The following is a 26,493-nucleotide window of genomic DNA, read 5'->3' as shown; positions in this document are numbered from 1 at the left end:
CTTCCGGTGCAACCGCTGATCGTCAGCAAGCATCGCCTAACCGTCCCAGCCATCCAGAAACACCACACGCTCGACACCGGTGAATTTCGCCAGTCTTGCCAACTCGGCTTCCAGCCGTTCCATCCGGCCGGATGATGGGCGAACGCCCTTTTCCCACCAGAGCCGTTTGACGTCGAGCGTGCCAGCCTTGCGGTCGGCCTTCATATCGATGCGGCCGACAATCTTGTCGCCTTCGAGCAGTGGGAAGACGTAGTAGCCATATTCGCGTTTTGGCTCGGGAACGAAAACCTCGATGCGGTAATAGAAGCCGAACAGCCGCTCGGTGCGATTGCGGTTGCGGATCAGCGGATCGAAGGGGCTGAGCACGCGGATGCGGGCGGGCGCTTCTGCGAGATCACCGAGATTGCCGGGAAAGCCGGTGAAGGCATAGGACAGGCGCGGTTTTTCGCCGTCCGCCGGCTCGATCATCACCTCGGTCAGTTCGTCACGATTGGTTGCAACCCAGGCCTTGGCCTCTTCCGGCGAGATTAGGTCGAAGAATGCGGCAATCTCTCCGTGCGTGGCAAACCCGAGCCGCTCCAGTGCTGCACGGCAGGCCCAGTCGAGGAAGGCTTCACGGCTGACCTCCGGTTCGTAGTGATGACCGGGAATGACGCGTTCGGCGAGATCGTAGATCTTCTGGAAATTCTGGCGGCCAGCGATAGCGAGCTTACCGGTATGCCAGTAATATTCGAGCGCCGTCTTGTTGGGATGCCAGTTCCACCAGCCGCCCGATTTGTGATCAGAGACCTTGAGGTCGCGCGACAGTGCGGCGCCACCCTGGGCAATGCGCTGGAAGGTTTCTTCAAAGGTTTTGTCGAAGCCTTCGCCCTGCCATTTCAGCCAACGTTCCCTCAGAACCGGCTCGCGCCGGGCAAACCGGTGCTTCCAGTAACGGAAAAACTCCGACGGCAGGATAGAGGCGTCGTGCGTCCAGTGCTCGAACAGCGCGCCGTCCTTTTCCAGAAGCTCGGTCAGGTGCTCGCGCTTGTAAGTCTGGTTGCGCGAAAACAGGATTTGATGATGGGCACGCTCGACGGTCGAGATGCTGTCCACCTGGACGAAGCCGATCTCATGGATGAGATCGAGCAAGCCCTGTTTGCCAAGCGCCCGGTTGGGGGAGGCAGCCAGGCCTTGCTTGTTCAGGAAGATGCGCCGGGCATCGCTGTTTGAAACGAGAATCGCCATACAACAATCTAGGCAAATGTTCACACTTTGTTCAAGTCTAAACCGTCACCCTCTTTCCATCCGCGAATAAATCGTCCTATAGAGCCTCGACATTCGAACGCGGGGGACGCGGATTGGACATACGCTTTTCCAGCGTGTCCGTCAGTTTTGGCGGCCGCACGGTTCTTCAGCCGCTGACACTTTCGCTGACCGAACGGCGTATCGGCATTATCGGGCTGAACGGTTCCGGCAAGACCACGTTCGCGCGGCTGATCAACGGGCTGGTCAAGCCGGCCACCGGCCAGGTGACGGTCAACGGTCTCGATACAGTTAAGGATGCCAGCGCGACGCTGGCGGCAGCCGGTTTCATCTTCCAGAACCCGCAGCACCAGATCATCATGCCGATCGTGCACGAGGATATCGCCTTCGGCTTGAAGAACCGCGGACTGAAGGCCGACGAGATCGAGCGCAGAACGGCGGCTGTGCTGGAGCGGTTCGGTATCGCCCATCTGGCCAAGAGACGCGTGCATGAGCTATCGGGCGGCGAGACGCAGCTGGTCGCCATTGCCAGCGTGCTGGTGACCGGCCCCGGCATCCTCATTCTCGACGAACCGACCAACCAGCTGGACCTGAAAAACCGCCTGTTGGTGGAACGCACCATTGCCGGGCTCGATGAGCACACCATCGTCATCAGCCACGATCTGCCGCTGATCGAACGGTTCGACCGCGTGCTTGTGTTCCACGAAGGCAGGCTTGTCGCTGATGGCCCGGCAGAAGAGAGCATCCGCACCTATCACGAGGTGGCTGGATGTTGAACGGGCTGAATGTCGAGGGTACGACGCCACTGCACCGCATGTCCGTGCGGGCAAAGCTCGCCATTCTGCTGGTCTGCGGGCTGGCGCTCTATGCCGTTTCTTCCCTCTATATTCTGATCCCGGCCTTCATCATCGCCGCCATCATCTATTTCACCACGGGCCTTGCGTTTCGCGAGGCCGTGTCCCGCCTGAAACCCCTCCTGTTCACCATCCTGATCCTTCTGATCGCCACCGCCTATCTCACCTCTTTCCACGAAGCCGCCGAGAGTTTCTTTCGGCTGATGACGATCGTGCTGTTTGCCGGTGCGGTGACGGCGACGACGGCGACCGGCGCGTTCATCGACGAGATCACCCGGCTGCTGCAACCGCTTGACCGGCTCGGTCTGGTGCGGGCTGCCGATGTCGGGCTCGCCTTCGGGCTGGTGCTGCGCTTCGTGCCGGATATCTTCAACCACTACCAATCGATCCGCGAAGCGCACCGGGCGCGCGGGCTAAAGGTCCGGCCGTTGACGATCCTTGCGCCATTGATCATCCTGACGCTGAAGGACGCCGACACGATCGCCATGGCCATCGACGCACGCGGCTTCAGACGGCCACGCGAAAAGCTTTCCTGATGGTACAGACATTTTCCAGTCTCTGTCCCGTTCCGGCCGGGGCCGGATCAACGCACAAATACCGATCGACAAAGGACCTGCCATGACCACCAGAGATCTCGTTCTCATTGCCCTCTTCACCGCGATCATCGTGGTTCTCGGCCTCATCCCGCCGGTAACGCTCGGCTTCATTCCGGTGCCGATTACGGCGCAGTCGATGGGTGTGATGCTGGCGGGCTGCATCATCGGCGCCAAGCGCGGTGCGCTTGCCTATGTGCTGCTGGTGCTTTTGGTCGCCATCGGGCTTCCGGTTCTCTCCGGCGGACGTGGAGGACTAGCGATCATCCAGGGCCCGACCGGCGGCTTTGTGCTCGGCTGGATCGTTGCCACCTTTGTCACCGGTTTGATTGCCGAGCGGCTGGTCAAGGAAGGTCAGAGCGAGATCAAACAGTTTGCCGGCTTTTTCATCGCGTCCATCGTCGGCGGTATCGGGGTGCTCTACGCTATCGGCATGCCATGGGTAAGCGCAGTCACCGGCACGCCGTTGTCGGCTGTCGCAACGGGCTCGCTCGCCTTCATTCCGGGCGATATCCTCAAGGCCGTGATCGCAACGCTGGCGGCCCGCGCCGTTCTCGCCGGCTATCCGCTGCTGCACGCACGCGCCTGAGCCCTGTGGGGGAGCATCTCGCAGCCCTTGTGGCAGAATATGGCAGGCCGGAAGATGTGATCCGGCTTGCTAGCCTGCCACGCCCGGCGCTTGACCCGGGCATGGTCGAGATTGCCGTCGAACGGGCGGCGATCAATCCGTCGGACCTGATCCCGGTGACGGGCGCTTACAGCAATCGCACAGTTCTGCCTTTCGTTCCCGGTTTCGAGGGCGTCGGCACCGTCAGCCGCGTTGGTGCTGATGTCACGCACCTGAAACCGGGCGACCGCGTGCTCCCGCTGGGTGCAAGCGGCCTGTGGCAGACATATCTCCAGCGCCCGGCAGAATGGTGCTTCGCCGTCCCGGCCGATGTTTCGACCGAACAGGCTTCGACAGCCTATGTGAATCCGATGACGACCTTGCGGCTGATTGCGGCGTTGAAGGAGCATTTTGGCGGCTCCTGCGGAATAGTCGGCCGCAGGATTGGCGTCACGGCAGCCGGTTCTGCCATCGGCCGGATGCTGCTGATGAGGTTGTCGGCAGAGGGTGCAGAGGTAACGGCCATGGTGCGCAGTGAAGCAACGGCTGCCCGGCTACCGACATCGCCGGGTCTTCAAACGCATGTGACCGGGCATCAGCCCATCGGCAAGGACCTTGCTTTCGACGCGGTGGTCGATGCTGTTGGTGGCGACACCGGTGGCGACCTGCTCCGGCACAACCTCTCTCCCGGTGGTGTTTTGCTGCAATACGGCGCACTCAGCGGCATACCGATTGCGCAAGAGGCCATTTCCGCACGGCCTGATGTCCGCTTTTCCTTTCTCTGGCTGCGCTCCTTCGTCCATTCCGCCGGTAGAGAAGTGCTTACACGCGCACTTGCACAGTGCTTTGACGGCCTTCGCGACGGCGCATTTCTCAGCGACATCGCCGGCACCTATCCACTGTCCCATATCACCGAGGCGCTCGCCCATCAGGACAGCCCGGATCGCCGCGGCAAGGTGCTGATCGACCCGCGCTGTTGAAAACACAGCAAACGCCCTACCTAAAGCATGGACCTCGAACCCCCGAAGCCATAGGTTCCCGCCATGACCACGATCCTGTTCGAAAACCCTATCTTTCTGGAGCACAAGGTTCCCGAAGGCCATCCGGAACGGCCCGACCGGCTGAAGGCGCTGAACCTTGCGCTGGAGCACGAGCGGTTTTCGCCCCTGTCCCGGCAGCAGGCGCCGCAGGGCAACGAGGATCTGGTGTTGCTTGCCCATCCGGAGCAGCATTTGCGCACCGTCATGTCCGCCATTCCCGAAGAAGGCATCAATTCGCTGGAGGCCGACACCTATGCCAGCCCGGCCAGCCTGCAGGCCGCCCTGACCGGTATCGGCGGCGCGGTTGCGGCCGTCGATGCGGTGTTTTCCGGCAAGGCGGACAACGTCTTCGTCGCCTCTCGACCGCCCGGCCATCACGCCGAAAAGAACAAGGCGATGGGCTTCTGCTTCTTCAACAATATCGCCATTGCCGCCCGCCACGCCCAGCAGAAATATGGCGCCGAACGTGTCGCCATCGTCGACTGGGACGTGCATCACGGCAACGGCACGCAAGACATCTTCTGGGACGATCCGTCCGTGCTGTTCTGTTCGACGCACCAGATGCCGCTTTACCCCGGCACCGGCGCCAAGACAGAGACGGGTGCCTGCAATATCGTCAACGCGCCGCTCTCGCCCGACACCGGCAGCGAGCATTTTCGCGAAGCCTTCAAGTCGCGCATACTGACGGCGCTCGATAACTTCCGCCCGGACTTCATCCTGATCTCCGCCGGTTTCGACGCCCATCACCGCGATCCCTTAGCGCAGATCAATCTGGTCGCCGAGGATTTCGACTGGGCGACCGGGCGGCTGCTCGATGTCGCCGGCAAGACCGCAAACAACCGTATCGTCAGCCTGCTCGAAGGCGGCTACGATCTTGAAGGGCTGGCCGAATCGGCCGGAACCCACATCTACCGCCTGATGAGAGGATGACCATGACCACCAACCCGCAAGCGGGCACCCCGCAGCTCGACTTATCAGCCCTCTCCTTCGAAAAAGCCGTTGAGGAACTCGAAGCCATCGTTTCGGCGCTGGAGCGCGGTGACGTGGCGCTCGACAAGTCGATCGAGATCTACGAGCGCGGCGAAGCGCTGAAAAAACACTGCGAAGCGCTGCTGGGTGCTGCTGAAAACCGCATCGAGAAGATCAGGCTGGACCGCGCCGGAAAGCCGCAGGGCGTCGAACCGCTCGACGGGGAGTGAGCGGCTCACAATCTATAGAGCTATGGTCGTTCTGATTTCATCGTATCCCGCATGCAGGCCGGTGGCATCGTGTTCGATCAAGCCGGCCTTGGATAAAACCTCCACGTCCTCGTGAACACGCCGGTAGTCCCTGCCCAAGCTGCGTGCTAGGGCGGCAATGCTGGCCTGCGGGTGGCGGCGCAGATGCCGCAGCAACTCTAGCCGCTTTGTCGTCATCGTCTGCGACAGCGCATCCCAATTCACGAACGTCAGATGATCTTCGGAAACGTCCTCGCCCTTGTCCGCGCGATGCCACGCATTGGTGACCCTCTTTTCCAGATCGCCAAAAGAACCGCCAATATGAAGCTCTACATCCTTGCTCATATCCGCTCTCCTCTTACTTTTTCGACGTCCTGCCGAAAATCGGCCAACAGCTTTTCAATGGAGACAAACACATAGTTTTCTTCGCGGTCGCGATAATGGCGATGATCGCCCTTGCCGCGTTCATTGTCATATCCAACAATTCTCTCGCCTGGGCGGCCGTAAAACAGAGAATATTTGAGAAAGTGGGACGCTGGCGGAACGGATACCGGCACGCGCCAGACCTTCACCTCAAGGATCGCACCATCCTGAAAAATCAGACGATCACGAATGATCAAAGTCGCTTTCATTGCTGAAAATATGTCATGCACCGCCATATGGCGTCAAGCGCCATAGATCATAGGCCAAGACCACTGGTAGTTTTGCTTCGCCGGGCCTACCTTAGTGCCAACTTGAACCGACGAGGATCACCCCATGTCCTTCTTTCCCGGAAACGACCCCGAGGCCGGTGATGCGCCGGCGTGCGATGCGATCGAGCATCTGATCATTCCGCGCACCAGCGATATCGGCAACCTGCAGGTGCGCCGGGCGCTGCCTTCGGTCAAGCGCCGGCTGGTCGGGCCGTTCATCTTCTTCGACCGGATGGGACCTGCGCTTCTCAAGGCCGGACAGGCTCTGGACGTGCGGCCGCATCCGCATATCGGGCTGTCCACCGTCACCTACCTTTTCGACGGCGAGATCAAACATCGCGACAGCCTCGGCACCGAAATGGTCATCTCGCCGGGCGACCTCAACCTGATGACGGCCGGACGCGGCATCGTGCATTCGGAGAGGTCACCGGAAAACCTCCGCGGCAAGCCGCAGTCGATCTCCGGCCTGCAGACCTGGCTGGCGCTGCCCGACCAGTATGAGGAAATCGATCCAATCTTCGCCCATACCGAAAAGCGCGATCTGCCCTCCTTCAACGTGGACGGGCTGCAAGGCCGTGTCGTCATCGGCCAATTCGAAGGTATGCGATCGCCGGTCTCGGTCTTCTCTGACACGATCTATGTCGATCTCAGGATCGAGCCGGGCAAGAGCGCGCCGTTCGCAGCCGAGTGGGAAGAACGGGCGCTCTATATCCTTGAGGGCGAGGCGATCATTGCCGGCGATCATTTTGCCAACAATCAACTGCTGGTTTTCCGTGCCGGCGATTCGATCACGGTCACGGCCGGCCCGGCAGGCTGTCATATCATGCTGTTCGGCGGAGCTGCGCTCGGCTCTGCCCGGCATATCTGGTGGAATTTCGTGTCGTCATCAAAAGAACGGATCGATCAGGCCAAGGAGGAGTGGCGCACGGGCCGTTTCGACATCGTACCGGGGGACGAAGACGAGTTTATCCCTTTGCCGGAGCGGTAATCTTCGTTAAACTCCTTGTTTACGCCGCAAGAAAACCGGTTTTTGCAATCCATAACGAAACTGTTTAAAGACCCGGTTCCAGCGGACACCCACACTTGAAATCGCGGCTTTCCCGAGACGCGAGAACGAAGGCCTTCAGCGTGACACAACTGCCAGTCAACCCTATGCCGGCGACCCCTCTTCTTGATCAGGTGACTTATCCTGAGGATCTGAAGAAGATTGACGACAAGGATCTGCCGCAACTGGCAACCGAACTGCGCGCCGAAATGATCGATGCAGTGTCGCGGACCGGCGGGCATCTCGGTGCCGGTCTCGGCGTCGTCGAGCTGACCATTGCCATCCACAAGGTCTTCAATACCCCGCATGACCGGCTGATCTTCGATGTCGGCCATCAATGTTATCCGCACAAGATCCTGACCGGCCGCCGCGACCGTATCCGCACGCTGCGCCAGGAAGATGGCCTGTCCGGCTTTACCCGCCGCGCGGAGAGCGAATACGACCCCTTTGGTGCCGCCCATTCCTCCACGTCGATTTCCGCCGGTCTCGGCATGGCGGTCGCGGCCGATCTCTCCGGCGAACATCGCAATGTCATTTCGATCATCGGCGATGGCGCGATGTCGGCCGGCATGGCCTATGAGGCGTTGAACAATGCCGGCGCGCTCGATGCGCGGCTGATCGTCATTCTCAACGACAACGACATGTCGATCGCCCCGCCGACCGGCGCCATGAGCGCCTATCTGGCCCGCTTGGCTTCCGGCCGCACCTATATGGGCTTCCGTGACCTCGGCAAGAAACTGACAGCCTATCTCGGCAAGAAGATCGACCGGGCGATTACCCGCGCTGTCGAACATGCGCGCGGCTACGTGACTGGCGGCACGTTGTTCGAGGAGATGGGTTTTTACCATATCGGCCCGATCGATGGTCACTCCTTTGAGCATCTGTTGCCGGTCCTGCGCAATGTTCGCGACAATTCCAAGGGTCCGGTGTTGATCCATGTCGTCACGCAGAAGGGCAAAGGCTATCCGCCGGCGGAGGCCGCCGCCGACAAATATCACGGCGTCAACACCTTCGACGTCATCACCGGTGCGCAGGCGAAAGCCAAGCCGAATGCACCAGCTTACACGTCCGTCTTTGCCGAGGCGCTGACGCAGGAAGCGGGTTATGACGACAAGATCGTTGCCGTTACAGCCGCCATGCCGTCGGGCACTGGCCTCGACAAGTTTGCGCTGGCTCACCCGTCGCGCTGCTTCGATGTCGGCATTGCCGAACAGCATGCGGTGACCTTTGCGGCCGGTCTGGCGTCTGAAGGCTACAAGCCGTTCTGCGCCCTCTATTCGACCTTTCTGCAGCGCGGTTACGACCAGGTGGTGCACGACGTGGCGATCCAGGGCCTGCCTGTGCGCTTCCCGATCGACCGCGCAGGTTTCGTCGGTGCCGATGGTCCGACCCATGCGGGTTCGTTCGATACGACTTACCTTGCCACCCTGCCCGGCTTTGTCGTCATGGCGGCTGCTGATGAGGCTGAACTCAAGCATATGGTGCGCACCGCCGCGGCCTATGATCAGGGTCCGATCTCGTTCCGCTATCCGCGGGGCGAAGGCGTCGGCGTCGATATGCCGGAGCGCGGCCAGATTCTTGAGATCGGCAAGGGCCGGGTGATGAAACAGGGCTCGAAGGTGGCACTGCTGTCATTCGGCACACGTCTCGCCGATTGCCTGCTTGCTGCAGAAGACCTCGATGCTGCGGGGCTTTCGACCACCGTCGTCGATGCCCGCTTTGCCAAACCGCTCGATCACGACCTGATCCGCCAGCTGGCCAAGCACCACGAAGTGCTGATCACCATCGAGGAAGGCGCCGTCGGCGGTTTCGGCAGCCATGTGCTGCAGTTCCTCGCCCATGAAGGCCTGCTCGACAACGGCCTAAAGATCCGGCCGCTGGTTCTGCCGGATATCTGGATGGAACAGGCAAAACCCGAAGCCATGTATGCCAAGTCGGGCCTCGACCGCGCCGGCATCGTTTCGACCGTGTTCAAGACACTCGGCCAGAAGCAGCAGATCGGCTCAAGCGTCGCAGGCTGAGCTGCAGGTATAAACCATCAGCAGAGTTCCCGTCGTTGCCGGTCGAACCGGGCTGAACGATATTGACTGTGATCTCCCGAGGACCCAGATCGCGGGCCAGCGCCTTGGTCAGCCCAATCAGTACGAACTTGCTGGGCGAATAGAGACCGGGGAACGGTACCTGCTCGCCGAGATTGCTGCCGAATAGAGAGTGTCGGCCTTGATGGCCAGCGCTCTGCAGCCAGAGACGCAGCAGATTGCACGAGATAGCGGCGCAAGGTCCTCATCCATGGCCGCACTGGGTGCAGCCAGGCGTCGGGGCGGCAATTGGCGAGAGCAGAAGCGGTAGGCGCCGTAACCCTTCCTAGGCTGAAGCGTTGCCGTCCCACCGGAAGTCACCGACGAATTTTAGCGATCCATCACTGCAGCGTAATCACCGCGCAGCGCTCATTGGTCCGGCGTTCGCTGCAGGATCAGGATCTCCAGATCCTTCTCGGGGTAAAAATCCTCAGCCTTCATCTGGAAGGTCGTCGGTCCGGTTTTCGTCACGCCCGTGCCGCAAAAGCTGACCAGATTGCGCGCATCGCCCTTGTCGACCGTCAATGTGAAGGATTTGATCGGGCCGCCCCAATTGTTGCCAGTTGTCAGGATGTAGGAAATCCAAGCCTCGGTATAGAGCGTGCTGCCGTCGTCGCCGGATGGTGGCAGTTTCTGCGCTGCCTTGACGAAGCTGTCATCGATGCAATAGCGCGCCTTGTAGTCCTGAAATCTCTCGCCCTTCGGCTTGCCGTCCTCCAGCATCGTCACCGCCACGGTTCCGCCGACACTCGGCTTGTAGCGATGCGAGACATGGATATCGCGTCCGGGCGCAAAGGTCGCCTTCCACCAATAGGCTGATCGCAGGGTCCAAAGCGGCGTGCGGTGATCCTTCATGCCGCTGCCGTCGTCATAACTGTTGTTGAACAGCAGGCCCCGCTCCTTGAAATCCTCGGCAGTCTCTGCATCCAGCCTGGCCAACGCATCGGCCGTCGCGTCGGCAAACGGCAAGAGCGGAACACCCTGTTTCACCAGATCATCGGTGACATCGAGAGCGTTTGCGATCGCCCGCTGTTGCAACTCGATCTTGACCGGAACACCGTCCTGCGTCGCCGAAAATCCGAGGAAATTGTCGGCCTGCATGTCGTTCATGGCGATATTGCCCTCCGGGCTGCCGGTGATATCCGGCATCGGAAAGGCGACGATACCGGAGACCGGCTTGTCGGTGGTGTTGCGGAAAATATAATCGACCCGGACTTCCTCGCGCGAGATGAACAGGTCTTCCTTGACCATCTCGACATCAAGGGTCTGCACATAACTCAAGCCGCCTGTCTTGAGTTCAGCCATCGTATCATTGGCAAGAGCAGAACCCGGCAGCGCGAGTGCTGCAAAAAGGCATGACCGCAGAAACATCGATTTTCTCCCTATAGGATGTGCATGCTGGCATGGCAGGCAGGGCACAGCCAAGCCCGAACCTGTGATCAGGCCGAAAATGGACACGGCATTAAAAAACCCGGCGATCGATTGATCGCCGGGTTTTCCCCTATACCGGATACAGGGCGGCCTTAGGCGGCGCGGCGCATTCCGTACGATGCCGTCGCGAATGATCCCCGGCCGCTGTCGAGCTGGAACTGCGCAATCAGGTCGCGCAGGCGGCTTGCTTCGTTCGCGAGTGTCGCGCTCGCCGCGTTGGTTTCCTCGACCATCGCGGCATTCTGCTGGGTGACCTGGTCCATCTGGTTGACCGCCGTGTTGACTTCGGCAAGGCCGACCGATTGCTCGCGGGCCGAGGTGGCGATCGCGTCCATATGCTGGTTGATGGTCACAACATAGCTCTCGATGGTCTTCAGGGCATCGCCGGTTTCGCGAACCAGCTTGACGCCGCCCTCGACTTCGACGCTCGAATTGCGGATCAATTCCTTGATCTCCTTGGCAGCCCGTGCAGAGCGCTGTGCCAGTTCACGCACTTCCTGCGCAACGACGGCAAAGCCCTTGCCGGCATCACCGGCACGCGCCGCTTCCACGCCGGCATTCAACGCCAGCAGATTGGTCTGGAAGGCGATTTCGTCGATGACACCGATGATGTTGGAAATCTGCCCTGCCGATTCCTCGATCCTGCGCATGGCCTCGACTGCATTGGCAACAACGGCGCCCGATTGGGCGGCACTGGCATTGGCCTGCACCGCGACGGTGCGGGCTTCGTCGGCACGCTTGGAGGAGTTGGAGACGTTGACGGTGATCTCGTCGAGCGCTGCGGCGGTCTGCTCCAGCGAGGCTGCCTGCTGTTCGGTCCGGCGGGACAGATCGTCCGAGCTCTGGCTGATTTCGCGCGTGCCGTCATCGATTGCACCCGCGGACTGGGTAACGGCTGTCAGCGTATTGCCCAGCTGCTTGACCGCAGCGTTCAGATCGTGACGCAGAGCCTCGAAATCCGGGGCGAAGGCGTCGTTGAGCTGGAAGGACAGATCGCCAGCGGCAAGCCGGCGCAGGCCAGCGGCAAGACCCGATGTTGCCTGCTGCAGCCGCTCTTGCGCTGCAGCTTCTGCTTCCTCCGTCAGACGGATGCGGTCAGCTTCCGTCTGCGCCCTTGCGGCATCAGCGTCCTGCTGCAGACGGTGGTTTGCCATCGCAGCCTGACGGAACACCTCGACGGCACCGGCCATCTCGCCGATTTCATCTTTGCGGCCAACGAAGGGAATGGCGGTAGCGGTATCGCCGCCCGCGAGGCCGGTCATGGCGCGTGTGGTGGCGACGATCGGCTTGGAAATGCTGCGTCCGACGAAATAAACAGTGAGTGCAAGCATCAGGACGGCCGCAATGACCGCAGCAATCGCCAGGTTTTCCGCCCGCGCAATCATAAGAGCGTTGTCCGCTTCGGCAGATTTGCGCAGGCTGGCAAAATCCTGCGTCAAGCCCGCCAGGATCGGTTCGATATCCGAAAAGGCCTTGGAAACACTCTGCCGTGCATCGCTCTCGACCGTGGCTGTTACAGCGTAGGCATCGAACGTCGCCTGGTAAACTTCCAGCGCCTTCATGATGGAGTCATAAGCGTCTTCCGAGCCGAACCGCGATGGTGCGAAGGCCGCGAAGATCTTGGCTTCCGCCAAATGGCTCGCCACATATTTGGCGTCGCCGCGCATGATGAAATCCTTCTCATGCCGCCGCATCGTCAGCAGGCTGGCCTTCAGCTCGTAGTCCTGGGTATCGTTGAGCAAATTTTCGATGGAATGCACCGCCGCGCGCATCTCACCTTGGCGGCCTTTGGAGGCATCGAGACCCAGCTCGTTATTGGCCTCAACCAGCGCGTTGAATTCCGTGAGGTAGATGTTGAGCCCAACGGAAATTGCCTGCAGCTTCTGCTGAACTGAGGGATCTGCAACCGTCTGCTTCAGCACATCGAGCTGCTCGCGTGTTTCGACGGAAAACTCCTCGTGGTGCCGGACAGCTTCGTCGCTCTTCACCAACAGAAAATCCTTTTCAGCCCCCCGTTCTTCCACCATCTTGTTCTCGAGCACCAGAAGCGCCTTGTCCGATGCCTCGATGACGCGCTCCTTTTCCCTGAAGGTCCGTTCGATCGCTTTTTCAACGATGAAAATGGCGACGATCGACAGGATGCCGGCAACGGCGATCGGGACGAGCAGACCAATCTTGTGGGACAGTCTAAGGCGCATGGAGACTCCATATTGTTCGGCCAGGGCGGCCGATGTGCAAACAGCGTGAAAAGTGGGGAAATACGCCTGATCCCGGTGTGCGGGGTGGCACTCGGAACATGCCGCCGAAGCGAACTCTTCGAGCAAATTCACCGGTCGTACATGCCCGGTATCACACGTCCGAAAACGTGCGATGTAAGTCACGTCGGGATATGGCTTTCGCATTAAATATAGGTAAAAAGCCCCTGAAATTTTACTAGTAAATATCGGGCATCAGACTGACAGCGCCGTCTGGAACGCTTTACAGCGCGGCGAAGCACCCGCTTTCGGCACAATTTGAGCATGCCTGCCCGCATGGCCCTTGCCATACCGGCCTCGACACGCCATGAGAACCCATGTCAAACGAACCAAAAACCTCCGTCCGCCTCGACCAGCTGCTTTTGAACCTGGGGCTTGTCGCCAGCCGTTCGCGCGCACGCGATGCGATCCAGCGCGGCACCGTCACCGTCAACGACAAAGTCGTCACCAAGGCGAGCTCCACCTTTCCCGAGGATGTGACGATTGCCATCGACGATCCAGTCCAGCCCTATGTGTCGCGCGCGGCACTGAAGCTGAAGGCAGGTCTTGAGCATTTCAAGCTGTCACCCGAAGGACTGGACTGTCTGGACATTGGCGCTTCCACCGGCGGCTTTACCGAAGTCCTGTTGCACGCGGGTGCCGCCCACGTCATTTCGGTTGATGTCGGCCACGGTCAGTTTCATCCGCGCCTTGAGGCCGATCCGCGCGTCACCAATATCGAGGGCCTGAACGCCCGCGTGCTGGACGAGGACAATCTCGACGGCCGCGAGATTTCCTTCATCGTCTCCGATGTCTCGTTCATCTCGCTGAAACTGGCGCTGCCACCGGCGCTCGATCTCGCCGAGCCCGGCGCCCATTGCATCCTGCTCGTCAAGCCGCAGTTCGAAGCCGGCCGCGAGGCGATCAGCAAGGCGGGCCTGCTCAAGGACCCATCAAGCGCCCCAGCGGTCGCAGCCGAACTGGAACGCTGGCTTACCGAGGACATGGGCTGGACGAGCCTTGGGCTCATCCCCTCGCCGATCTCGGGCGGTGACGGCAACGAGGAATATCTGCTGGCCGGCCACAAGCCGCTGGACGACGACGACGCCTCGGATGACGAAGCCTCGCTGGACGAAGACGCATGAGCACCGAAACGCTGACCATCGAGAAAATCGGCCAATCCGGCGACGGCATTACCCGTGGTCCGTTCGGCCCGGTCTATGTGCCCTTCACCCTGCCCGGCGAAACCGTGGCATTGGCCGTCAACAAGGACAAGGGCACGGTCATGTCAATGACCGATGTCTCGCCCGAGCGGGTCGAGCCGAAATGCCGCCATTTCGGACCGGACGGCGAGAACGGCACCTGCGGCGGCTGCAGCCTGCAGCATGCCAGCGACAGCCTCTACCAGAGCTTCAAGCGGCAGCTGGTTCTTGATGCGTTGAAATCGAAGGCGCTGCAGGCTGAGGTAGGCCCCTTGGTGCTTGCCCATCCCGGCGAGCGCCGGCGCACGGTGTTTACGGCACGGCGCACCGAAAAAGAGCTGCTGCTCGGCTATAACCAGCCCGAAACCCATCATATCGTCTCGATATCGGAATGTCCCATCGCAAGCCCCGGCATCGTGTCGCGGCTTGCAACCATCCGGATCGTCGCCAACGCGATGGCAGTGAATGCCGAACCGTTCCGCATCACCGTGCTGGAAACACTGTCCGGTCTCGATCTCTCGTTCGAGGGCATCAAGGCGATGGACGACCGGCAGCGGCGGATGGCGGTCGAAACCGTTCTCGGCCAGAAAAGCGTTGCGCGTCTGAGCCTCAACGGCGAAATCCTCGTCGAGCCGATCAAACCAATGATCGATTTCGGTGGCGTCTCCGTTTCGCCACCGCCCGGCAGCTTCACGCAGGCAACAAAGCCGGGCGAAGAAGCGATGGCCGAACTGGTCATGGCACATATCGGCAAAGCCAAGCGTGTTATCGACCTCTTTGCGGGTTCCGGCACCTTCTCGCTGCGCATCGCCCGCAAGGCGCGGGTGCACGCCGTCGAGAGCGAAGACAAACCGCTGAAGGCACTGGATTTTGCCGCGCGCAATACGCAGGGCCTAAAGCCCGTGACCGTCGAGAAACGCGATCTCTTCCGCCGGCCGATGATGGCTTCGGAGCTGAAGATCTATGACGCCATCGTGTTTGACCCGCCGCGGGCAGGCGCCGAAGTCCAGACGAAGGAAATAGCCCGTTCCGGCGCCAAGAAGATCGTCGCCATCTCCTGCAATCCGGTCACATTGGTGCGCGACCTGCGCATCCTCGTTGACGCCGGCTACCGGATCACCTCCGTCACGCCGATCGACCAGTTCCTGTGGTCATCGCATGTGGAAGTCGTGGCAACGCTGGAAAAATGACTGTGCATCTGGCGATCCGGGGGCTTCAGGCCTTCGGATTGCGCCTGACGTCCAATACCTTGCGCAGGCTTTCGATCGCCGGCAGCGCTTCGATGATCCCCGGCATGGCGATTTCGCCGGCGATACCACGCAGCTCCGGGCCAAGCGCCTCGATTGCCGCATCGCGCGCTGCCCTGCCCTCCTGCGTCAGTGAAACCCGCTTCGAGCGGCCATCACGCGCATCCGGCACGACGGCGATGAAGCCTTTTCCTTCGAGATGACCGAGCGTATTGGTCATGGCGCCCTTGGTCACCTGCATCGCCTGAGCGATCGACAAAGGCGTGCGCCCATCCCCCAGCCGGACCAGATGATTGAGCACCACGAATTGCGGCAAGGTCATGCCCGCAGGCATGACCTTCTCGAACGCATGGGCTGACAATTGTGCGACGATACCGATTTCATTGAGGAACCGGAACAGCGTTTGCAGATCGCTCTCGTTGGCCGTCATGCGCTCCTGATCCGGGTATCCACGGGCCAGCGGGGTGCGCCCTCAATGGACGGACCGTAGCCGAGACGAACGAACATTTGAAGCGTTTCATTGTCTTCAACCGCAAGCGCCTGGCGCATGGCGAGAAAGTACGGGCGCATTTCGGCAAACTCCTGCAGCGCCTGGCTGAACGGGTGCATCGAGACGCCCGCTGCCGTCGCTGCCAGATTGAGGCGGACGTAATCACGCCCGGCAACAATCTGATCGGCGCGGCTGTTTCCGGCAGTCTTCAGCCAGAGGAAGGCCATCGCCGTATCGACCGGTTCCTTCAGGATCGGGATTTGCTGCTGGAAGGCCGCAGACGTCTGGTCGAGCATGTCTGCGCGTGACAACAGGCCGGTCATCGACAACCCTTCGATCAAAGGACCGGACAGATCGATACCGTCCGGATTGGCCTCGATCTCTGTGCGACCGATGCGAATGAGGTCGATGCTTTCCTTCAATGTCTGCGGCGTAGTGATTTCGGTGAAATAAGCTTGCCAAGCGAGCGCGCGCAAAGCCTCGACGCGCGCCGGATCGTTGGTACGAGCAATGACCGATTGGCGGACAACGGCGGCGATTTCGGCAAGCTTGTCCGAGGCGATCGGCCGGGTGAGATCGTAGGCCTCCTTGTTCGAGCGGCGCGACGGGACATACGCAAACAGCGGATCGCGGGTCATCATGGCATCTTGCACGAGCCGGATATGTGCCACTGGGCGGGCATCCAATCGTGGTTGCGGCTCGCCTTCCGGAAACAGCGTTACATCCGCCTGATACCCCTCCTCGGCTGCGGCCTGCGCCAGAAGTTCAAGAAAGCAGCCGAGGCCGATGGTGATCTGCCGGTCATAAGGATCGGTGTACGGCAGGCGGCGATCGCTCTGGCAATAGAGCACGATCTCGTTTTCTTTGGACAGGTCGGCAAGCCAGGGCTGCCGGTTATGCGGGTTGGGTGCCAGGATCGCGAAGGAGAGTATCCGGCGCCGAAGGTCGCTCTCGCTGCTGCCCGCGTCCTGCCAAGGGCGCCTTGCCGACACCGGATCACGCGTCGAAGCCCAAAGACCACCACTGGCCGCAGCCAGCACGATACCACCTCCCACGATACTCAAAAACACCCGCCTCGTCGCTGCCATGCCATCCTCCATTTGGTTTAACGTAGAACCATATAGTTCGATATTAAACTATATACAATGGCGTCACGAGGAAATGGCGACCAAACGAAGACACCCGCGCCGGAGGTCCGGCGCGGGTGTCTTTAAATGCGAACGCTCAGTTTATCACGCGGCGCGGCGGGCGTAGTTGGTGTGCCTGGCGGCCGGCGCCGACGACTGTGTGTCGCCGATGTTGAACTGGGCGAGCAGGTCGTTGAGCGATGCTGCTTCCGAGGCGAGGCCATGGCTGGCGGCGGTCTGTTCCTCGACCATGGCGGCGTTCTGCTGGGTGCCCTGGTCCATGGTGTTGACGGCCGTGTTGATCTCCTGCAACCCGGTCGACTGTTCGCGGGTGGAGGTGACGATGGCGCTGATATGCGTGTTGATCTCCTGAACCTCGGCGACGATCGCCTGCAGCGACTGGCCGGTTTCACCAACCAGTGTCACACCGGCGCGAACCTGATCGCCCGACGTGGTGATCAGTGCCTTGATTTCCTTGGCGGCATTGGCCGAGCGCTGGGCAAGTTCGCGCACTTCCTGGGCAACCACTGCAAAGCCCTTGCCGGCATCGCCAGCGCGGGCCGCCTCGACGCCAGCATTCAGCGCCAAAAGATTGGTCTGGAAGGCGATGTCATCGATGACGCCGATGATGTTGGAAATCTCGCCGGAGGATTTTTCGATGCCCTGCATAGCGTTGACAGCATTGCGGACCACTTCGCCGGACTTTTCGGCACCGGCGCGGGTGCGGGCAACCAGCTGGCCGACTTCTTCGGCGCGGCGTGCGCTGTCCTTGACCGTCGTGGTGATCTGCTCGAGAGCTGCGGCGGTTTCTTCCACCGAGGCTGCCTGCTGCTCGGTGCGGCGGGCAAGATCGTCGGCGGCGGTGCGGATTTCGGTCGCACCGGCATCGATGGCGCGGGCATTGGCGCCAACGGCCTGAAGCGTCTGATGCAGCTTGGTCACCGAATTGTTGAAGTCGGCGCGCAGGCGGTCCAGATGCATCACGAACGGAACCGAGATGCGGTAGCCGAGATCGCCGTCGGCAAGACGGCCAAGCCCGGTCGCCAGGGCCTCGACAGCCTGCTGGATATCGGCAGTTTCCTTGGCCTTCTGCGCTTCGCGATCGCGACGCTCCTGTTCGGACAGCGAACGGCCAGTCTCGGCTTCGCCTTCAAGACGTGCGCGCTCGATGGCATTGGTGCGGAACACGGCAACGGTTGCGGCCATCGCGCCGATCTGGTCGCTGCGATCCTGGCCGGGGATTTCGGCCTTGAGGTCACCAGCGGCGAGACGCTCCATCGCACCAGTCATATCGGTGACTGGACGGATGACGAGACGGCTGAGCAAGGTTGCGAGGAAGGCGATCATCACGCCGACCGCCAGAAGCGTGGCGATGGTGGCGGCAATCCGGAACTTGCCGATTGCGGAATAGGCGACATCGGCATCGACAGCGAAGCCGACATACCATTCAACCGTCGGCAGGCCTGCGACCGGCACGAAGCTGACCAGCATCGGCTTGCCGTCCAGTTCGGTCTGCATGATCGTTGAACCGATCGACGGCGTTTCGGCCGGGAAAGCATCGGCGAGCGTCTTGGTCACCAGCTTGGCATCCGGATGCACGAGGATCTGACCCGACTTGTTGACGAGGAAGGCAAAGCCCTCGCCGCCGACATCGATATCCTTGACCATCGACACCAGTGTCTTGAGCGAAAAGTCGCTGCCGGCAACGCCGGCCAGCTTGCCGTCCTTCATGACCGGCGCTGCAGCGCTGATTATCAGGTCACCGCTCGACGCATCGATATAGGGGTCGGTCAATACGCTGCCGCCGGCCTTGACCGCGTCCTGATACCAGGGACGCTTGCGCGGATCGTAGCCTTCCGGCATCGAATTGATCGGCCAGGTGGTGAATTTTCCGGCTTCGTCGCCGACATAGGTGCTGATGAATTCCTTGACGAGCACATCGTTGTTGAGCGTGGCTTCGAGCCCGGCCTGATTGGCTGCATTGCCTGCGGCATCGGCAACCATGGCCGTCAGCGTGACGCGGCCGTTCAGCCAGTTGGCAACGCTCTGGGCGGCCTGCTTGCCAGAGGAAGAAATGTTTTCCTCGACGGCGCGGGTCGTCGTGTCATGCTGGAGACTGTCAATATAAACGGAAAAACCGCCAAAGGCGGCAACGACGACAAGGGACGCGGCAACGAGAATGCGCGTCATGAGATTGGATCTTTTCAAGGCAGACTTCCCTAATGCAGACCGGCGGTAGCGCCGGACGGAGGCTCGAACGTATCCGCGCACGGAATCGGTGGCCGGCGCTCGCGCGCAAAACCGTTCCAGAATGCGGGTATGGGGATGACATGCCACGGGGGCGCAGACGATGCGCTTCATGCGCCCGACAAGGGCCGGTAGGCCGGACCTGTGATTGTCCGGACCATACGGGCGGCCACTTAAAGCAGGGTTAAGTTTCCATTACAGGAAAAGTGATGATTTTAAGGACAGTCCGCCTATCCGGCCGCCTGTTTCAGCGCAGAAAGAAGCGCCGGTTTCTTCAAGCCCCAGGCCGTTGCCAGGTGCATGGACGAAGAAATGCCGGCATCAAGCATGTAAGGGCCGGGTGTGTCAGCCTTGGCCCGGGAAACCGGCCTCGGCTTCAGCGGCGTGCCGTGGCCCATTCCGTCGATCAGATAGAGTTCGACGGCGATCCGGCCACCGGCATCCTTCCAGACGCGATGGAGATGGCCATCGACTTCGCTTTGCGCATAGGCATCGCTTTCAAGACCGTGCACATCCAGCCATTGCAGCAGCAGTGCGTCGGCGTTGTTCACCGAAACCGTATGGTCTTTCGTCCCATGCCAGATCGATACCGTGGGAAAATCGCGCTTCACTGGCGATGCGGCCCGCACGAGATCACCCCATTCCTGTCCTGCCCGCTCCGGCGCGGACTTCATGGCGGCCAGCGCCCGGTGGACGTCGCGCGCTGCGCCATAAGGCAAGCCGGCGATGATACCGCCGCCACGAAACACATCGGGATACGCGGCCAGCATCGCGGAGGCCATCGCGCCGCCAGCCGACAGGCCGGTGACGAAGACGCGCTTGCGGTCGATCGCATGACCCGTTGCCATCTTGGCGACCATCTGACGGATCGACATCACCTCGCCGCGGTCACGCGTGACGTTGCTGGGGCGGAACCAGTTGAAACAGAGATTGGGATTGTTGGAGCGCTTCTGCTCGGCATAGACGACGGCAAAACCGCGCTCCCGCGCTAAGGTCGACCAGCCGCTGCCCTTGTCATAGGCTTCGGCACTTTGGTGGCAGCCATGCAGGACAACAACGAGCGGCGACTTCTTCGGCAGGTCGGGCGGCACGTAACGAAACATGCGCAGATGACCGGGGTTGCTGCCGAATGCCTTAATCTCTTCCAGCCGTGTGGCCGAACGCGGCTTTGCGGTTGGCTTTGGAGCCGGCGGCTTGGTGGATGATGCGGAAACAAGCGCCTTGCGCGTTGCCTTCACGGCCTTGGTTAAGGTCTTTTCCCAGCGCCGGTGCTGCTTGAGCATGCTGGAAAGGGAGAACTTGAAAGGCGATCGCATGGACAGGTCCTTTTGTTTCCAGCCTCTCCCCAGACCGGCAGTCCTCCACGCACATGAGATTATATGGGACTCTGTTGCCATCCGGCAAGGTGGCGGGTGTATTGCTGCGATCGGCTTCTGCGGCAAGCTCTAAACGCGTTTTGTGAAGCCCGATCAACGCCGCATGAAAGCCTCGAAAGCCGCACGCGCTTCAGCACTTTTCAGCTGCGCGGCAAAATGCTTTGCCTCCTCGTCGATACGCGCCAAAACGTCGGAACGGTCGCCGCGGATAAGATCACGGGCGATGCGCAACGCTTCCGGCGGCTTCTTGGCGAGGCTTGCGGCAAGTGCCAGCACCTCTTCCTCGATGGCATCGGCACCGGCGATCTTCCAGATCAGCCCGGCTTCTTGCGCCTCTGCGGCCGTAAAAGGCTCGCCGGCGGCCAGAAGCGCAAAGGCGCGCTGATGACCGGCAATACGTGGCACGATCAGGCTGGAGGCTGCTTCTGGCACCAAAGCCAGATCGACGAAGGGCGTCTTGAAGGTCGAACGCGCCGAGGCAATCGTCAGATCGCAGTGCAGGTGGATGGTCGTGCCGATACCGATTGCCAGACCATCGACGCCGGAGACGATTGGCTTGGCGGCGCTGGCGAGTGCCTTCAGGAAATCGATGACCTCCTGCCCCATCGACCCGCCCATGGCAAAGGCCATGAAATCGGCCATGTCGTTGCCGGCCGAAAAGCAGCCTTCGGTGCCGAGAAAAGCGGTGACGCGAATGGCATCGTCGGTACCGGCGACTGTGAGGGCGTTGGCCATCTTGGCGTACATCGCCCGGGTGATGGCATTCTTCTTGGCCGGCCGGTTGAAACGGATGACCTGAACGCCGGGATAGGCTTCGGGCCGCTCGATCAGAACATCATCGGTCATGGTCATCTCCTTCGATCAGGCAAATCGTCAATCAAGCAAGTGCGATACGGGCGCTGGCAAGGCTTGCAGCACCGGTGATGATGCTGTTTTTCAGCGCTGCCGTTTCGGACAAAAGGTTTTCGGCGGCAAAACGGCACAGCGCGATGCGGATATCACGGCCACCATCACCAACCTCCGCCAGCCCGCCCTTGGCGAGATAGACGCCGGTCAGGGTCAGGCCAAACAGACGCTGATAAGCGGTGGCACCGGAAAGCGCCTCCGCAGACTTGCCTTCGGCGAGGCGCGCAAGCAGCCACTCGGTCGTCTGTTCCAGATCGGCGATCGCATCGTCGAGACGGCTGCCGGTTTCGCCGAAATCGGCGAGATTGGATGAGCCCACCTCTTCCGCCACCGTCTTCAATTCGGCGATGAAGCCGCGCACATGGCCGCCGTCCGAGAGAGGCAGCTTGCGGGTGACAAGATCGATCGCCTGGATGCCATTGGTGCCTTCATAGATCGGCGCGATCCGGGCATCGCGCAGATAGCGCGCGGCACCGGTTTCCTCGATGAAGCCCATGCCGCCATGCACCTGGATACCCATCGAGGCGGCATCGACACCAACGTCGGTGCCGAACGATTTGGCAATCGGGGTCAGGAGACTGGAACGCTCCTGCCAGTGGCGGGCCTCGTCGCCTTCAGACACGTGGGCCCGGTCGACGGCACGGGCGCAGGTCAGCGCAATAGCACGGGCACCCTGTGTCAGCGCTTTCATCGTCAAAAGTGTCCGGGCAATATCCGGGTGTTCGATGATCGGGCTCATGCCCGTGCCCCTCCAGCCCGGCGCCTTGCCCTGCGTCCGTTCGCGGGCATAGCTGAGCGCATGCTGGGTTGCAGCATCGGCCATCGCCACGCCCTGGATGCCGACGGCGAGCCGGGCATTGTTCATCATCGTGAACATGCAATTGAGGCCCTTGTTCTCTTCGCCGATGAGGTAACCAACAGCACCCTTCTCACCGCCGAACCGGCCATCACCATAGACCATGGTGCAGGTCGGCGAGGCATGGATGCCCAGCTTGTGTTCGAGCGAATGGCAGAACAGATCGTTGCGGGCGCCAAGCGAACCGTCTTCGTTGACAAGGAATTTCGGCACCAGGAACAGCGAGATGCCGCGCGTTCCCTCCGGCGCACCGGCGATCCGCGCCAGCACCAGATGAACGATATTGCCGGTGACCTCGTGGTCGCCCCAGGTGATGAAGATTTTCTGGCCGAAAATCCGATAGGTGTTGTCGTCGCGGCGCTCGGCTCGGGTCTTCAGGACGCCCAGATCGGAGCCGGCATGCGGTTCCGTCAGGTTCATCGTCCCGGTCCATTCACCGGAAATCATCTTGGCAAGGAAGGTCGATTTCAGCGCTGCGGATCCATGTTTTTCCAACGCATCGACAGCGCCCATGGTCAGCATCGGCGCCAGTGCAAAGGCCATCGAGCCGGCATTCCAGAATTCCATGGCAGCGATATGCAGCATGTGCGGCAGCGCCTGGCCACCGAATTCCTCTGGCGCCGTCAGGCTGTTCCAGCCACCGGCAGCCCAGTTGCGATAAAGGTCGGCCCATCCATCCGGAATCTGCACCTTGCCATCAACAAGCCTGGAGCCCTGCCGGTCGCCGATATCGGCCAGCGGTGCCACCTCTTCAGTGGCAAAGCGGCCGGCTTCACCGACGATCGCATCGACCAGATCCTCATCGAGGTCGCCGAAAATACCGGCAGCCAGATCCTCACTGAGCCCGGCCACGTGCTTCAGCGTGAACAGAATTTCCTCAACCGGTGCCTTGTACATCGTCGTCTCCTCCTGCAGTCACCTGACAACATTGCCGTGCGTCCGTCCAGCAATGGCTTGTTTGTAGACGCCGAAATTATTGATTTTTACGTAAACGTCAATATTCGATCTGGCATCGTTATCCCTGCTCGCGACCGGGCCTGTAACAAAACTGTCACGAAACCCGCATACAGCGAAGTCTGGCCGCCTCCCGGGACAATGCCGCATGAATCTGATCTCGTCTGAAATACCGGGGCTCGTCTGGGCCTATCGCTTCCTGCCCGGCGAAAGCCGCTGCGTGCGGATTGCGGCCGATTCATCCATCGATGCACTGATGGAGGGTGAAGGCTGGGTCTGGTTGCACTTGGCACTGAGCGATGCGCGCACCCCTGCCCTGATCGAACGAATCACGACATTACCGCAGAGCGCGCTGTCAACGCTCACCAGTCATGACACGCAGGCGGCGGTGACCATTTCCGACGATATCGTCTATGGCACCTTGGTCGATTTCGAGCGCACCTTCGATGCCGAGACGAAAACCATCGGCTGGCTGCATTTTGCCGTCACCGAAAAGATCATCATCACCACACGGCTGCACCCGCTGCGCAGCATCGACCGGGTGAAAGCCGCCGTCGAAAAGAACGCCCGCTGCGCCCGGCCGATCGATCTGTTTGAAATGATGGTCGTCGAATTCCAGCGCACGTTGATCAGCCTGGTGCTGGAACTGACCGAAGACCTCAACATCATCGAGGACGATGTCTATGGCGAGGCAGGACACAACCACCAGCCACGCTTGGCACCGCTCCGGCGGACCGCCGTTCGCCTGCACCGGCACCTGCGCACATTGCTGGCCCTGCTAAGGCGCGCAGGCACGTCGGAAGAAGACGAAGTGCCGGAAGGTTTTATCGACGCCGCCGAACGCTTGTCGGACAGGCTGGAAGCCGTCGATCGCGACGTCTTTGCGCTGCAGGAACGCGCCCGCCTGTTGCATGAGGAGATCGACAGCAAGCTCTCATCGGAGACCAATCGCCATCTCTACATTCTCTCGCTGATGACCGCATTTCTCTTGCCACCGACACTGGTCACCGGGTTCTTCGGCATGAACACCAGTGGCCTGCCTTTTGCCGAAGGTATTCACGGCACCCTGCTGGCAGGTTTCCTGATCATGATGTCGATGGGCGTGGCCTGGACGATCCTGAAGCGGATCGGGATTCTCTGACGAAAAAAGCCGGAGACAAAGTCCCCGGCCTAAAGTCTGTGCTGATCAGCTGGTCACATCAGTAGGGCGAATTGCACTGCCTGCGCATCAGTAGGGCGAATTGCACTGCCTGCGCGGGCCGTTGTTTGGCTGATAGGTATTGTCGTAAGCACGGTAGCTGCGATAGCGATTGGCGCACCATTCGACATGGCTGCCGCCGTAGCGGACGGGAGGCTGGGCGATCGCACCACCGATGACGGCACCGGCAGCAAAGGCACCGAGCGGGAACCAGAAGCCATTATACTCCCGGTAGCCGGGGCGATAATAGTTATAGCCGCGGTGTCCGTTGTAGTAATAGTTGTTACCCCGGCGATAATAACCATTCCTGCCGCCGTAATTGCCATGACGATTGTTGTAGCGCGGCCTGTTGTTGTAATGCCGGTTGCGATTGCCGTTATACTGAACGTTTTCCACATCGGTACGGTCAGCCTGGACCGGCACCGGGACTTGGGTGAAGGCGTGCGATGGTGCGAATGACGTCGCCAGCATCATCGCTGACAATGCAAGCGATGCCATCCTCATCTTGAATACACCCATTCGGGGTTCTCCCTTTCATGTGCTTTCGGACAATATTGTCTTGGCGATAGAACGATTTGCCGCAATTTTTGTTCCATCGCCAATACAACTAAACACGTCCGCAGAGTTCGCGCCAGACGTGTTAAGGCTCGGTTAACCATCTTTCAGCACCCTCATGCGATGGGAAAGCGCCAAAGCAGAGGATTGGGCAAGTTTTTCCGCTTCGCCGCGTGCCTCGGCGTCGCGCTGTTTTCCGGCGGCGGCCTGCTTCCAGAAACATCGGCCCGCGATCTGACGCCGTGGAAATCAACCGACCACGCGCTGGTCATCGATGCCTATGAACTCAACATCATCGACTGGGATGCAATGCTGAAGGACAAGCGCATTGCCGGTTTCATCTCCAAGGCATCCGACGGCCTTCCGGAGAGCTTTGACTGCATCGGTGATCACGCCGGCGATACGGTCGCCCACTGCAAGACGATGTGGCGCAAATACGCCGTCAGCCGCGAACTCTACCAGACACGCCGCCTGATCGCCCGGGCGAGCGGACTTCTCTGGGGTGCCTATCATCTCGCCCGCCCCGGAAACCCGGTGGACCAGGCCAATCATTTTCTCGACTATGCCACCCCACGCGACGACGAGTTGATGGTGATCGACATCGAGGGGATCGATCCTGAAAAATATATGTCGCTGGAGGATGCGGCCATTTTCGTAGGCCATATCAAGACCCGCACCGGCCGTTACCCGATGCTCTATACCAATCACACGACCGCCGAATATATCGCGGCCAACCGCGACCGTTACCCGATCCTGTCGCGCCTGCCGCTCTGGTATGCCCGCTACAAGCCGGGCATCCGCAACGTCTTTCCGATGGGCAACTGGGATGCCTACGCGCTCTGGCAGTTCTCCGCGGCTCCCAACTGCGGCAAGCAGCGCTGCCCCTACCGCGTCGCCGGAACGCTCCCGGATATCGATGTCAATATCGCGGCAATCAACACGACGGCGCTGAAGGCGGTCTGGGCGAGAGGCGAACTCCTGCCGGAAAAACCGCTCGACAGACCGCTCATGATCGCCTCTGGCAAAGCGGAATCTTTCTCTGGTTCCGGCATAGGCGTTGATATGACGGTCACCGGATCGATCACCAAAATGTCAATTCCGCTGGGTCTTCGATAAACATCGCCATAACGGTATTACAGCCGCGACTGCCGTTCCGGCACCGGCACAGCAACGGCATGATCTGGGTGGCGCTGAACAGCGCCTCTCGTGCTCACGTCCCGCCTCAGAGCTGTCCGGTTTCGGCTTTCGTCTTCGCGTCTGCAGGCGTTTCCGGCCAAAATACCAAAGCTGCAAACGTTC

General features: G+C 60.7%; 24 protein-coding genes and 1 pseudogene. 12 read left to right on the top strand and 13 right to left on the bottom strand.

The annotated features are described in order from the left end of the window. Nucleotides 1–36: 36 nt before the first annotated feature. On the bottom strand, nt 37–1,227 hold the full coding sequence (locus tag R6X40_RS09010; protein ID WP_318412790.1) for a winged helix-turn-helix domain-containing protein: 1,191 nt from the start codon (nt 1,225–1,227) through the stop codon (nt 37–39). Between the two features lie 113 nt (nt 1,228–1,340). Here R6X40_RS09010 and R6X40_RS09005 point away from each other — a divergent pair, with 113 nt between their 5' ends. The 6 genes from R6X40_RS09005 to R6X40_RS08980 all read left to right on the top strand — a co-directional run bounded on the left by R6X40_RS09005 (nt 1,341) and on the right by R6X40_RS08980 (nt 5,538). Further along, complete coding sequence (locus tag R6X40_RS09005; RefSeq protein WP_318412789.1) at nt 1,341–2,021, top strand: ABC transporter ATP-binding protein; 681 nt, start codon at nt 1,341–1,343, stop codon at nt 2,019–2,021. Further along, nucleotides 2,015–2,635, top strand: a complete 621-nt coding sequence (locus R6X40_RS09000) for an energy-coupling factor transporter transmembrane protein EcfT (RefSeq protein WP_318412787.1) — start codon at nt 2,015–2,017, stop codon at nt 2,633–2,635. The genes R6X40_RS09005 and R6X40_RS09000 overlap by 7 nt, the downstream gene beginning before the upstream one ends. Nucleotides 2,636–2,717: 82 nt before the next feature. Next, nucleotides 2,718–3,281, top strand: coding sequence for a biotin transporter BioY (locus R6X40_RS08995; protein ID WP_318412786.1), 564 nt, complete (start codon nt 2,718–2,720; stop codon nt 3,279–3,281). A gap of 56 nt (nt 3,282–3,337) precedes the next feature. Further along, nucleotides 3,338–4,279, top strand: coding sequence for a zinc-dependent alcohol dehydrogenase family protein (locus R6X40_RS08990; protein ID WP_318412784.1), 942 nt, complete (start codon nt 3,338–3,340; stop codon nt 4,277–4,279). 63 nt (nt 4,280–4,342) lie between these two features. After that, nucleotides 4,343–5,269 carry a histone deacetylase family protein gene (locus tag R6X40_RS08985; protein ID WP_318412782.1) on the top strand — a complete coding sequence of 309 codons (927 nt, stop codon included), beginning with the start codon at nt 4,343–4,345 and terminating at the stop codon, nt 5,267–5,269. A gap of 2 nt (nt 5,270–5,271) precedes the next feature. Next, on the top strand, nt 5,272–5,538 hold the full coding sequence (locus tag R6X40_RS08980; RefSeq protein WP_318412780.1) for an exodeoxyribonuclease VII small subunit: 267 nt from the start codon (nt 5,272–5,274) through the stop codon (nt 5,536–5,538). Between the two features lie 12 nt (nt 5,539–5,550). Here R6X40_RS08980 and R6X40_RS08975 read toward each other — a convergent pair whose 3' ends face one another. Both R6X40_RS08975 and R6X40_RS08970 read right to left on the bottom strand, forming a co-directional pair. Continuing rightward, complete coding sequence (locus R6X40_RS08975) at nt 5,551–5,901, bottom strand: hypothetical protein (protein ID WP_318412778.1); 351 nt, start codon at nt 5,899–5,901, stop codon at nt 5,551–5,553. Next, nucleotides 5,898–6,215, bottom strand: coding sequence for a DUF6516 family protein (locus tag R6X40_RS08970; RefSeq protein WP_318412776.1), 318 nt, complete (start codon nt 6,213–6,215; stop codon nt 5,898–5,900). Before R6X40_RS08970 ends, R6X40_RS08975 begins: the two co-directional genes overlap by 4 nt. A 97-nt stretch (nt 6,216–6,312) precedes the next feature. On the opposite strand from R6X40_RS08970, the gene R6X40_RS08965 reads away from it, so the two are divergent. Next, nucleotides 6,313–7,236 (top strand): pirin family protein, encoded by a 924-nt coding sequence (locus R6X40_RS08965; protein ID WP_318412775.1) that lies wholly within the window; start codon nt 6,313–6,315, stop codon nt 7,234–7,236. Between the two features lie 164 nt (nt 7,237–7,400). Beyond that, complete coding sequence (gene dxs, locus R6X40_RS08960; protein ID WP_318413243.1) at nt 7,401–9,314, top strand: 1-deoxy-D-xylulose-5-phosphate synthase; 1,914 nt, start codon at nt 7,401–7,403, stop codon at nt 9,312–9,314. Between the two features lie 13 nt (nt 9,315–9,327). Here the strand turns inward: dxs and R6X40_RS08955 are convergent. The 3 genes and pseudogenes from R6X40_RS08955 to R6X40_RS08945 all read right to left on the bottom strand — a co-directional run. Beyond that, nucleotides 9,328–9,522 (bottom strand): annotated as a pseudogene (locus tag R6X40_RS08955) (SDR family NAD(P)-dependent oxidoreductase); the annotation flags it as partial. Nucleotides 9,523–9,740: 218 nt separating this feature from the next. Further along, nucleotides 9,741–10,742 (bottom strand): DUF4424 domain-containing protein, encoded by a 1,002-nt coding sequence (locus tag R6X40_RS08950; RefSeq protein WP_318412773.1) that lies wholly within the window; start codon nt 10,740–10,742, stop codon nt 9,741–9,743. A 152-nt stretch (nt 10,743–10,894) separates the two neighbouring features. Then, entirely contained in the window at nt 10,895–13,000 is a 2,106-nt protein-coding gene (locus R6X40_RS08945) for a HAMP domain-containing methyl-accepting chemotaxis protein (RefSeq protein WP_318412772.1), read from the bottom strand. A 374-nt stretch (nt 13,001–13,374) separates the two neighbouring features. Between R6X40_RS08945 and R6X40_RS08940 the strand changes: the two genes are divergently transcribed. Both R6X40_RS08940 and R6X40_RS08935 read left to right on the top strand, forming a co-directional pair. Then, nucleotides 13,375–14,181 (top strand): TlyA family RNA methyltransferase, encoded by an 807-nt coding sequence (locus tag R6X40_RS08940; protein ID WP_318412770.1) that lies wholly within the window; start codon nt 13,375–13,377, stop codon nt 14,179–14,181. Next, a complete protein-coding gene (locus R6X40_RS08935) occupies nt 14,178–15,428 on the top strand; it encodes a class I SAM-dependent RNA methyltransferase (protein WP_318412768.1) in 1,251 nt (416 codons plus the stop codon). The genes R6X40_RS08940 and R6X40_RS08935 overlap by 4 nt, the downstream gene beginning before the upstream one ends. Nucleotides 15,429–15,453: 25 nt before the next feature. On the opposite strand, the gene R6X40_RS08930 is transcribed toward R6X40_RS08935, so the two are convergent. The 6 genes from R6X40_RS08930 to R6X40_RS08905 form a co-directional block, all read right to left on the bottom strand. Continuing rightward, on the bottom strand, nt 15,454–15,915 hold the full coding sequence (locus R6X40_RS08930; protein ID WP_318412766.1) for a MarR family winged helix-turn-helix transcriptional regulator: 462 nt from the start codon (nt 15,913–15,915) through the stop codon (nt 15,454–15,456). Further along, nucleotides 15,912–17,063, bottom strand: coding sequence for an Acg family FMN-binding oxidoreductase (locus tag R6X40_RS08925; protein ID WP_318412765.1), 1,152 nt, complete (start codon nt 17,061–17,063; stop codon nt 15,912–15,914). The genes R6X40_RS08930 and R6X40_RS08925 overlap by 4 nt, the downstream gene beginning before the upstream one ends. A 144-nt stretch (nt 17,064–17,207) precedes the next feature. Further along, a complete protein-coding gene (locus R6X40_RS08920) occupies nt 17,208–19,292 on the bottom strand; it encodes a methyl-accepting chemotaxis protein (protein WP_318413241.1) in 2,085 nt (694 codons plus the stop codon). 287 nt (nt 19,293–19,579) lie between these two features. After that, entirely contained in the window at nt 19,580–20,665 is a 1,086-nt protein-coding gene (locus tag R6X40_RS08915) for a PHB depolymerase family esterase (RefSeq protein WP_318412763.1), read from the bottom strand. A 153-nt stretch (nt 20,666–20,818) separates the two neighbouring features. Then, nucleotides 20,819–21,571 (bottom strand): crotonase/enoyl-CoA hydratase family protein, encoded by a 753-nt coding sequence (locus R6X40_RS08910; protein ID WP_318412762.1) that lies wholly within the window; start codon nt 21,569–21,571, stop codon nt 20,819–20,821. A gap of 31 nt (nt 21,572–21,602) precedes the next feature. Beyond that, nucleotides 21,603–23,384 carry an acyl-CoA dehydrogenase gene (locus R6X40_RS08905; RefSeq protein WP_318412760.1) on the bottom strand — a complete coding sequence of 594 codons (1,782 nt, stop codon included), beginning with the start codon at nt 23,382–23,384 and terminating at the stop codon, nt 21,603–21,605. 205 nt (nt 23,385–23,589) lie between these two features. Here R6X40_RS08905 and R6X40_RS08900 point away from each other — a divergent pair, with 205 nt between their 5' ends. Continuing rightward, nucleotides 23,590–24,582 (top strand): transporter, encoded by a 993-nt coding sequence (locus tag R6X40_RS08900; RefSeq protein WP_318412758.1) that lies wholly within the window; start codon nt 23,590–23,592, stop codon nt 24,580–24,582. Nucleotides 24,583–24,669: 87 nt separating this feature from the next. Here R6X40_RS08900 and R6X40_RS08895 read toward each other — a convergent pair whose 3' ends face one another. Then, nucleotides 24,670–25,158, bottom strand: coding sequence for a BA14K family protein (locus tag R6X40_RS08895; protein ID WP_318412756.1), 489 nt, complete (start codon nt 25,156–25,158; stop codon nt 24,670–24,672). Between the two features lie 159 nt (nt 25,159–25,317). Here R6X40_RS08895 and R6X40_RS08890 point away from each other — a divergent pair, with 159 nt between their 5' ends. Next, nucleotides 25,318–26,310 (top strand): glycoside hydrolase family 25 protein, encoded by a 993-nt coding sequence (locus R6X40_RS08890; RefSeq protein ID WP_412178353.1) that lies wholly within the window; start codon nt 25,318–25,320, stop codon nt 26,308–26,310. The last annotated feature ends 183 nt before the right edge of the window (nt 26,311–26,493 follow it).

The sequence above is a fragment of the Rhizobium sp. PL01 genome, from assembly GCF_033447125.1.
In the GTDB taxonomy this organism is placed as follows: Bacteria; Pseudomonadota; Alphaproteobacteria; order Rhizobiales; family Rhizobiaceae; genus Pararhizobium.
This window is presented reverse-complemented; position numbering and strand designations above follow the sequence as displayed.

What these genes read in the sequence shown, in the direction of transcription:
- R6X40_RS09010 (WP_318412790.1), bottom strand. Translation starts at nt 1,227, where the DNA reads ATGGCGATTCTCGTTTCAAACAGCGATGCCCGGCGCATCTTCCTGAAC.
- R6X40_RS09000 (WP_318412787.1), top strand. Translation starts at nt 2,015, where the DNA reads ATGTTGAACGGGCTGAATGTCGAGGGTACGACGCCACTGCACCGCATG.
- R6X40_RS08995 (WP_318412786.1), top strand. Translation starts at nt 2,718, where the DNA reads ATGACCACCAGAGATCTCGTTCTCATTGCCCTCTTCACCGCGATCATC.
- R6X40_RS08985 (WP_318412782.1), top strand. Translation starts at nt 4,343, where the DNA reads ATGACCACGATCCTGTTCGAAAACCCTATCTTTCTGGAGCACAAGGTT.
- R6X40_RS08980 (WP_318412780.1), top strand. Translation starts at nt 5,272, where the DNA reads ATGACCACCAACCCGCAAGCGGGCACCCCGCAGCTCGACTTATCAGCC.
- R6X40_RS08975 (WP_318412778.1), bottom strand. Translation starts at nt 5,901, where the DNA reads ATGAGCAAGGATGTAGAGCTTCATATTGGCGGTTCTTTTGGCGATCTG.
- R6X40_RS08970 (WP_318412776.1), bottom strand. Translation starts at nt 6,215, where the DNA reads ATGGCGGTGCATGACATATTTTCAGCAATGAAAGCGACTTTGATCATT.
- R6X40_RS08965 (WP_318412775.1), top strand. Translation starts at nt 6,313, where the DNA reads ATGTCCTTCTTTCCCGGAAACGACCCCGAGGCCGGTGATGCGCCGGCG.
- dxs (WP_318413243.1), top strand. Translation starts at nt 7,401, where the DNA reads ATGCCGGCGACCCCTCTTCTTGATCAGGTGACTTATCCTGAGGATCTG.
- R6X40_RS08950 (WP_318412773.1), bottom strand. Translation starts at nt 10,742, where the DNA reads ATGTTTCTGCGGTCATGCCTTTTTGCAGCACTCGCGCTGCCGGGTTCT.
- R6X40_RS08945 (WP_318412772.1), bottom strand. Translation starts at nt 13,000, where the DNA reads ATGCGCCTTAGACTGTCCCACAAGATTGGTCTGCTCGTCCCGATCGCC.
- R6X40_RS08940 (WP_318412770.1), top strand. Translation starts at nt 13,375, where the DNA reads ATGTCAAACGAACCAAAAACCTCCGTCCGCCTCGACCAGCTGCTTTTG.
- R6X40_RS08935 (WP_318412768.1), top strand. Translation starts at nt 14,178, where the DNA reads ATGAGCACCGAAACGCTGACCATCGAGAAAATCGGCCAATCCGGCGAC.
- R6X40_RS08930 (WP_318412766.1), bottom strand. Translation starts at nt 15,915, where the DNA reads ATGACGGCCAACGAGAGCGATCTGCAAACGCTGTTCCGGTTCCTCAAT.
- R6X40_RS08925 (WP_318412765.1), bottom strand. Translation starts at nt 17,063, where the DNA reads ATGGCAGCGACGAGGCGGGTGTTTTTGAGTATCGTGGGAGGTGGTATC.
- R6X40_RS08920 (WP_318413241.1), bottom strand. Translation starts at nt 19,292, where the DNA reads ATGACGCGCATTCTCGTTGCCGCGTCCCTTGTCGTCGTTGCCGCCTTT.
- R6X40_RS08915 (WP_318412763.1), bottom strand. Translation starts at nt 20,665, where the DNA reads ATGCGATCGCCTTTCAAGTTCTCCCTTTCCAGCATGCTCAAGCAGCAC.
- R6X40_RS08910 (WP_318412762.1), bottom strand. Translation starts at nt 21,571, where the DNA reads ATGACCGATGATGTTCTGATCGAGCGGCCCGAAGCCTATCCCGGCGTT.
- R6X40_RS08905 (WP_318412760.1), bottom strand. Translation starts at nt 23,384, where the DNA reads ATGTACAAGGCACCGGTTGAGGAAATTCTGTTCACGCTGAAGCACGTG.
- R6X40_RS08900 (WP_318412758.1), top strand. Translation starts at nt 23,590, where the DNA reads ATGAATCTGATCTCGTCTGAAATACCGGGGCTCGTCTGGGCCTATCGC.
- R6X40_RS08895 (WP_318412756.1), bottom strand. Translation starts at nt 25,158, where the DNA reads ATGGGTGTATTCAAGATGAGGATGGCATCGCTTGCATTGTCAGCGATG.
- R6X40_RS08890 (WP_412178353.1), top strand. Translation starts at nt 25,318, where the DNA reads ATGGGAAAGCGCCAAAGCAGAGGATTGGGCAAGTTTTTCCGCTTCGCC.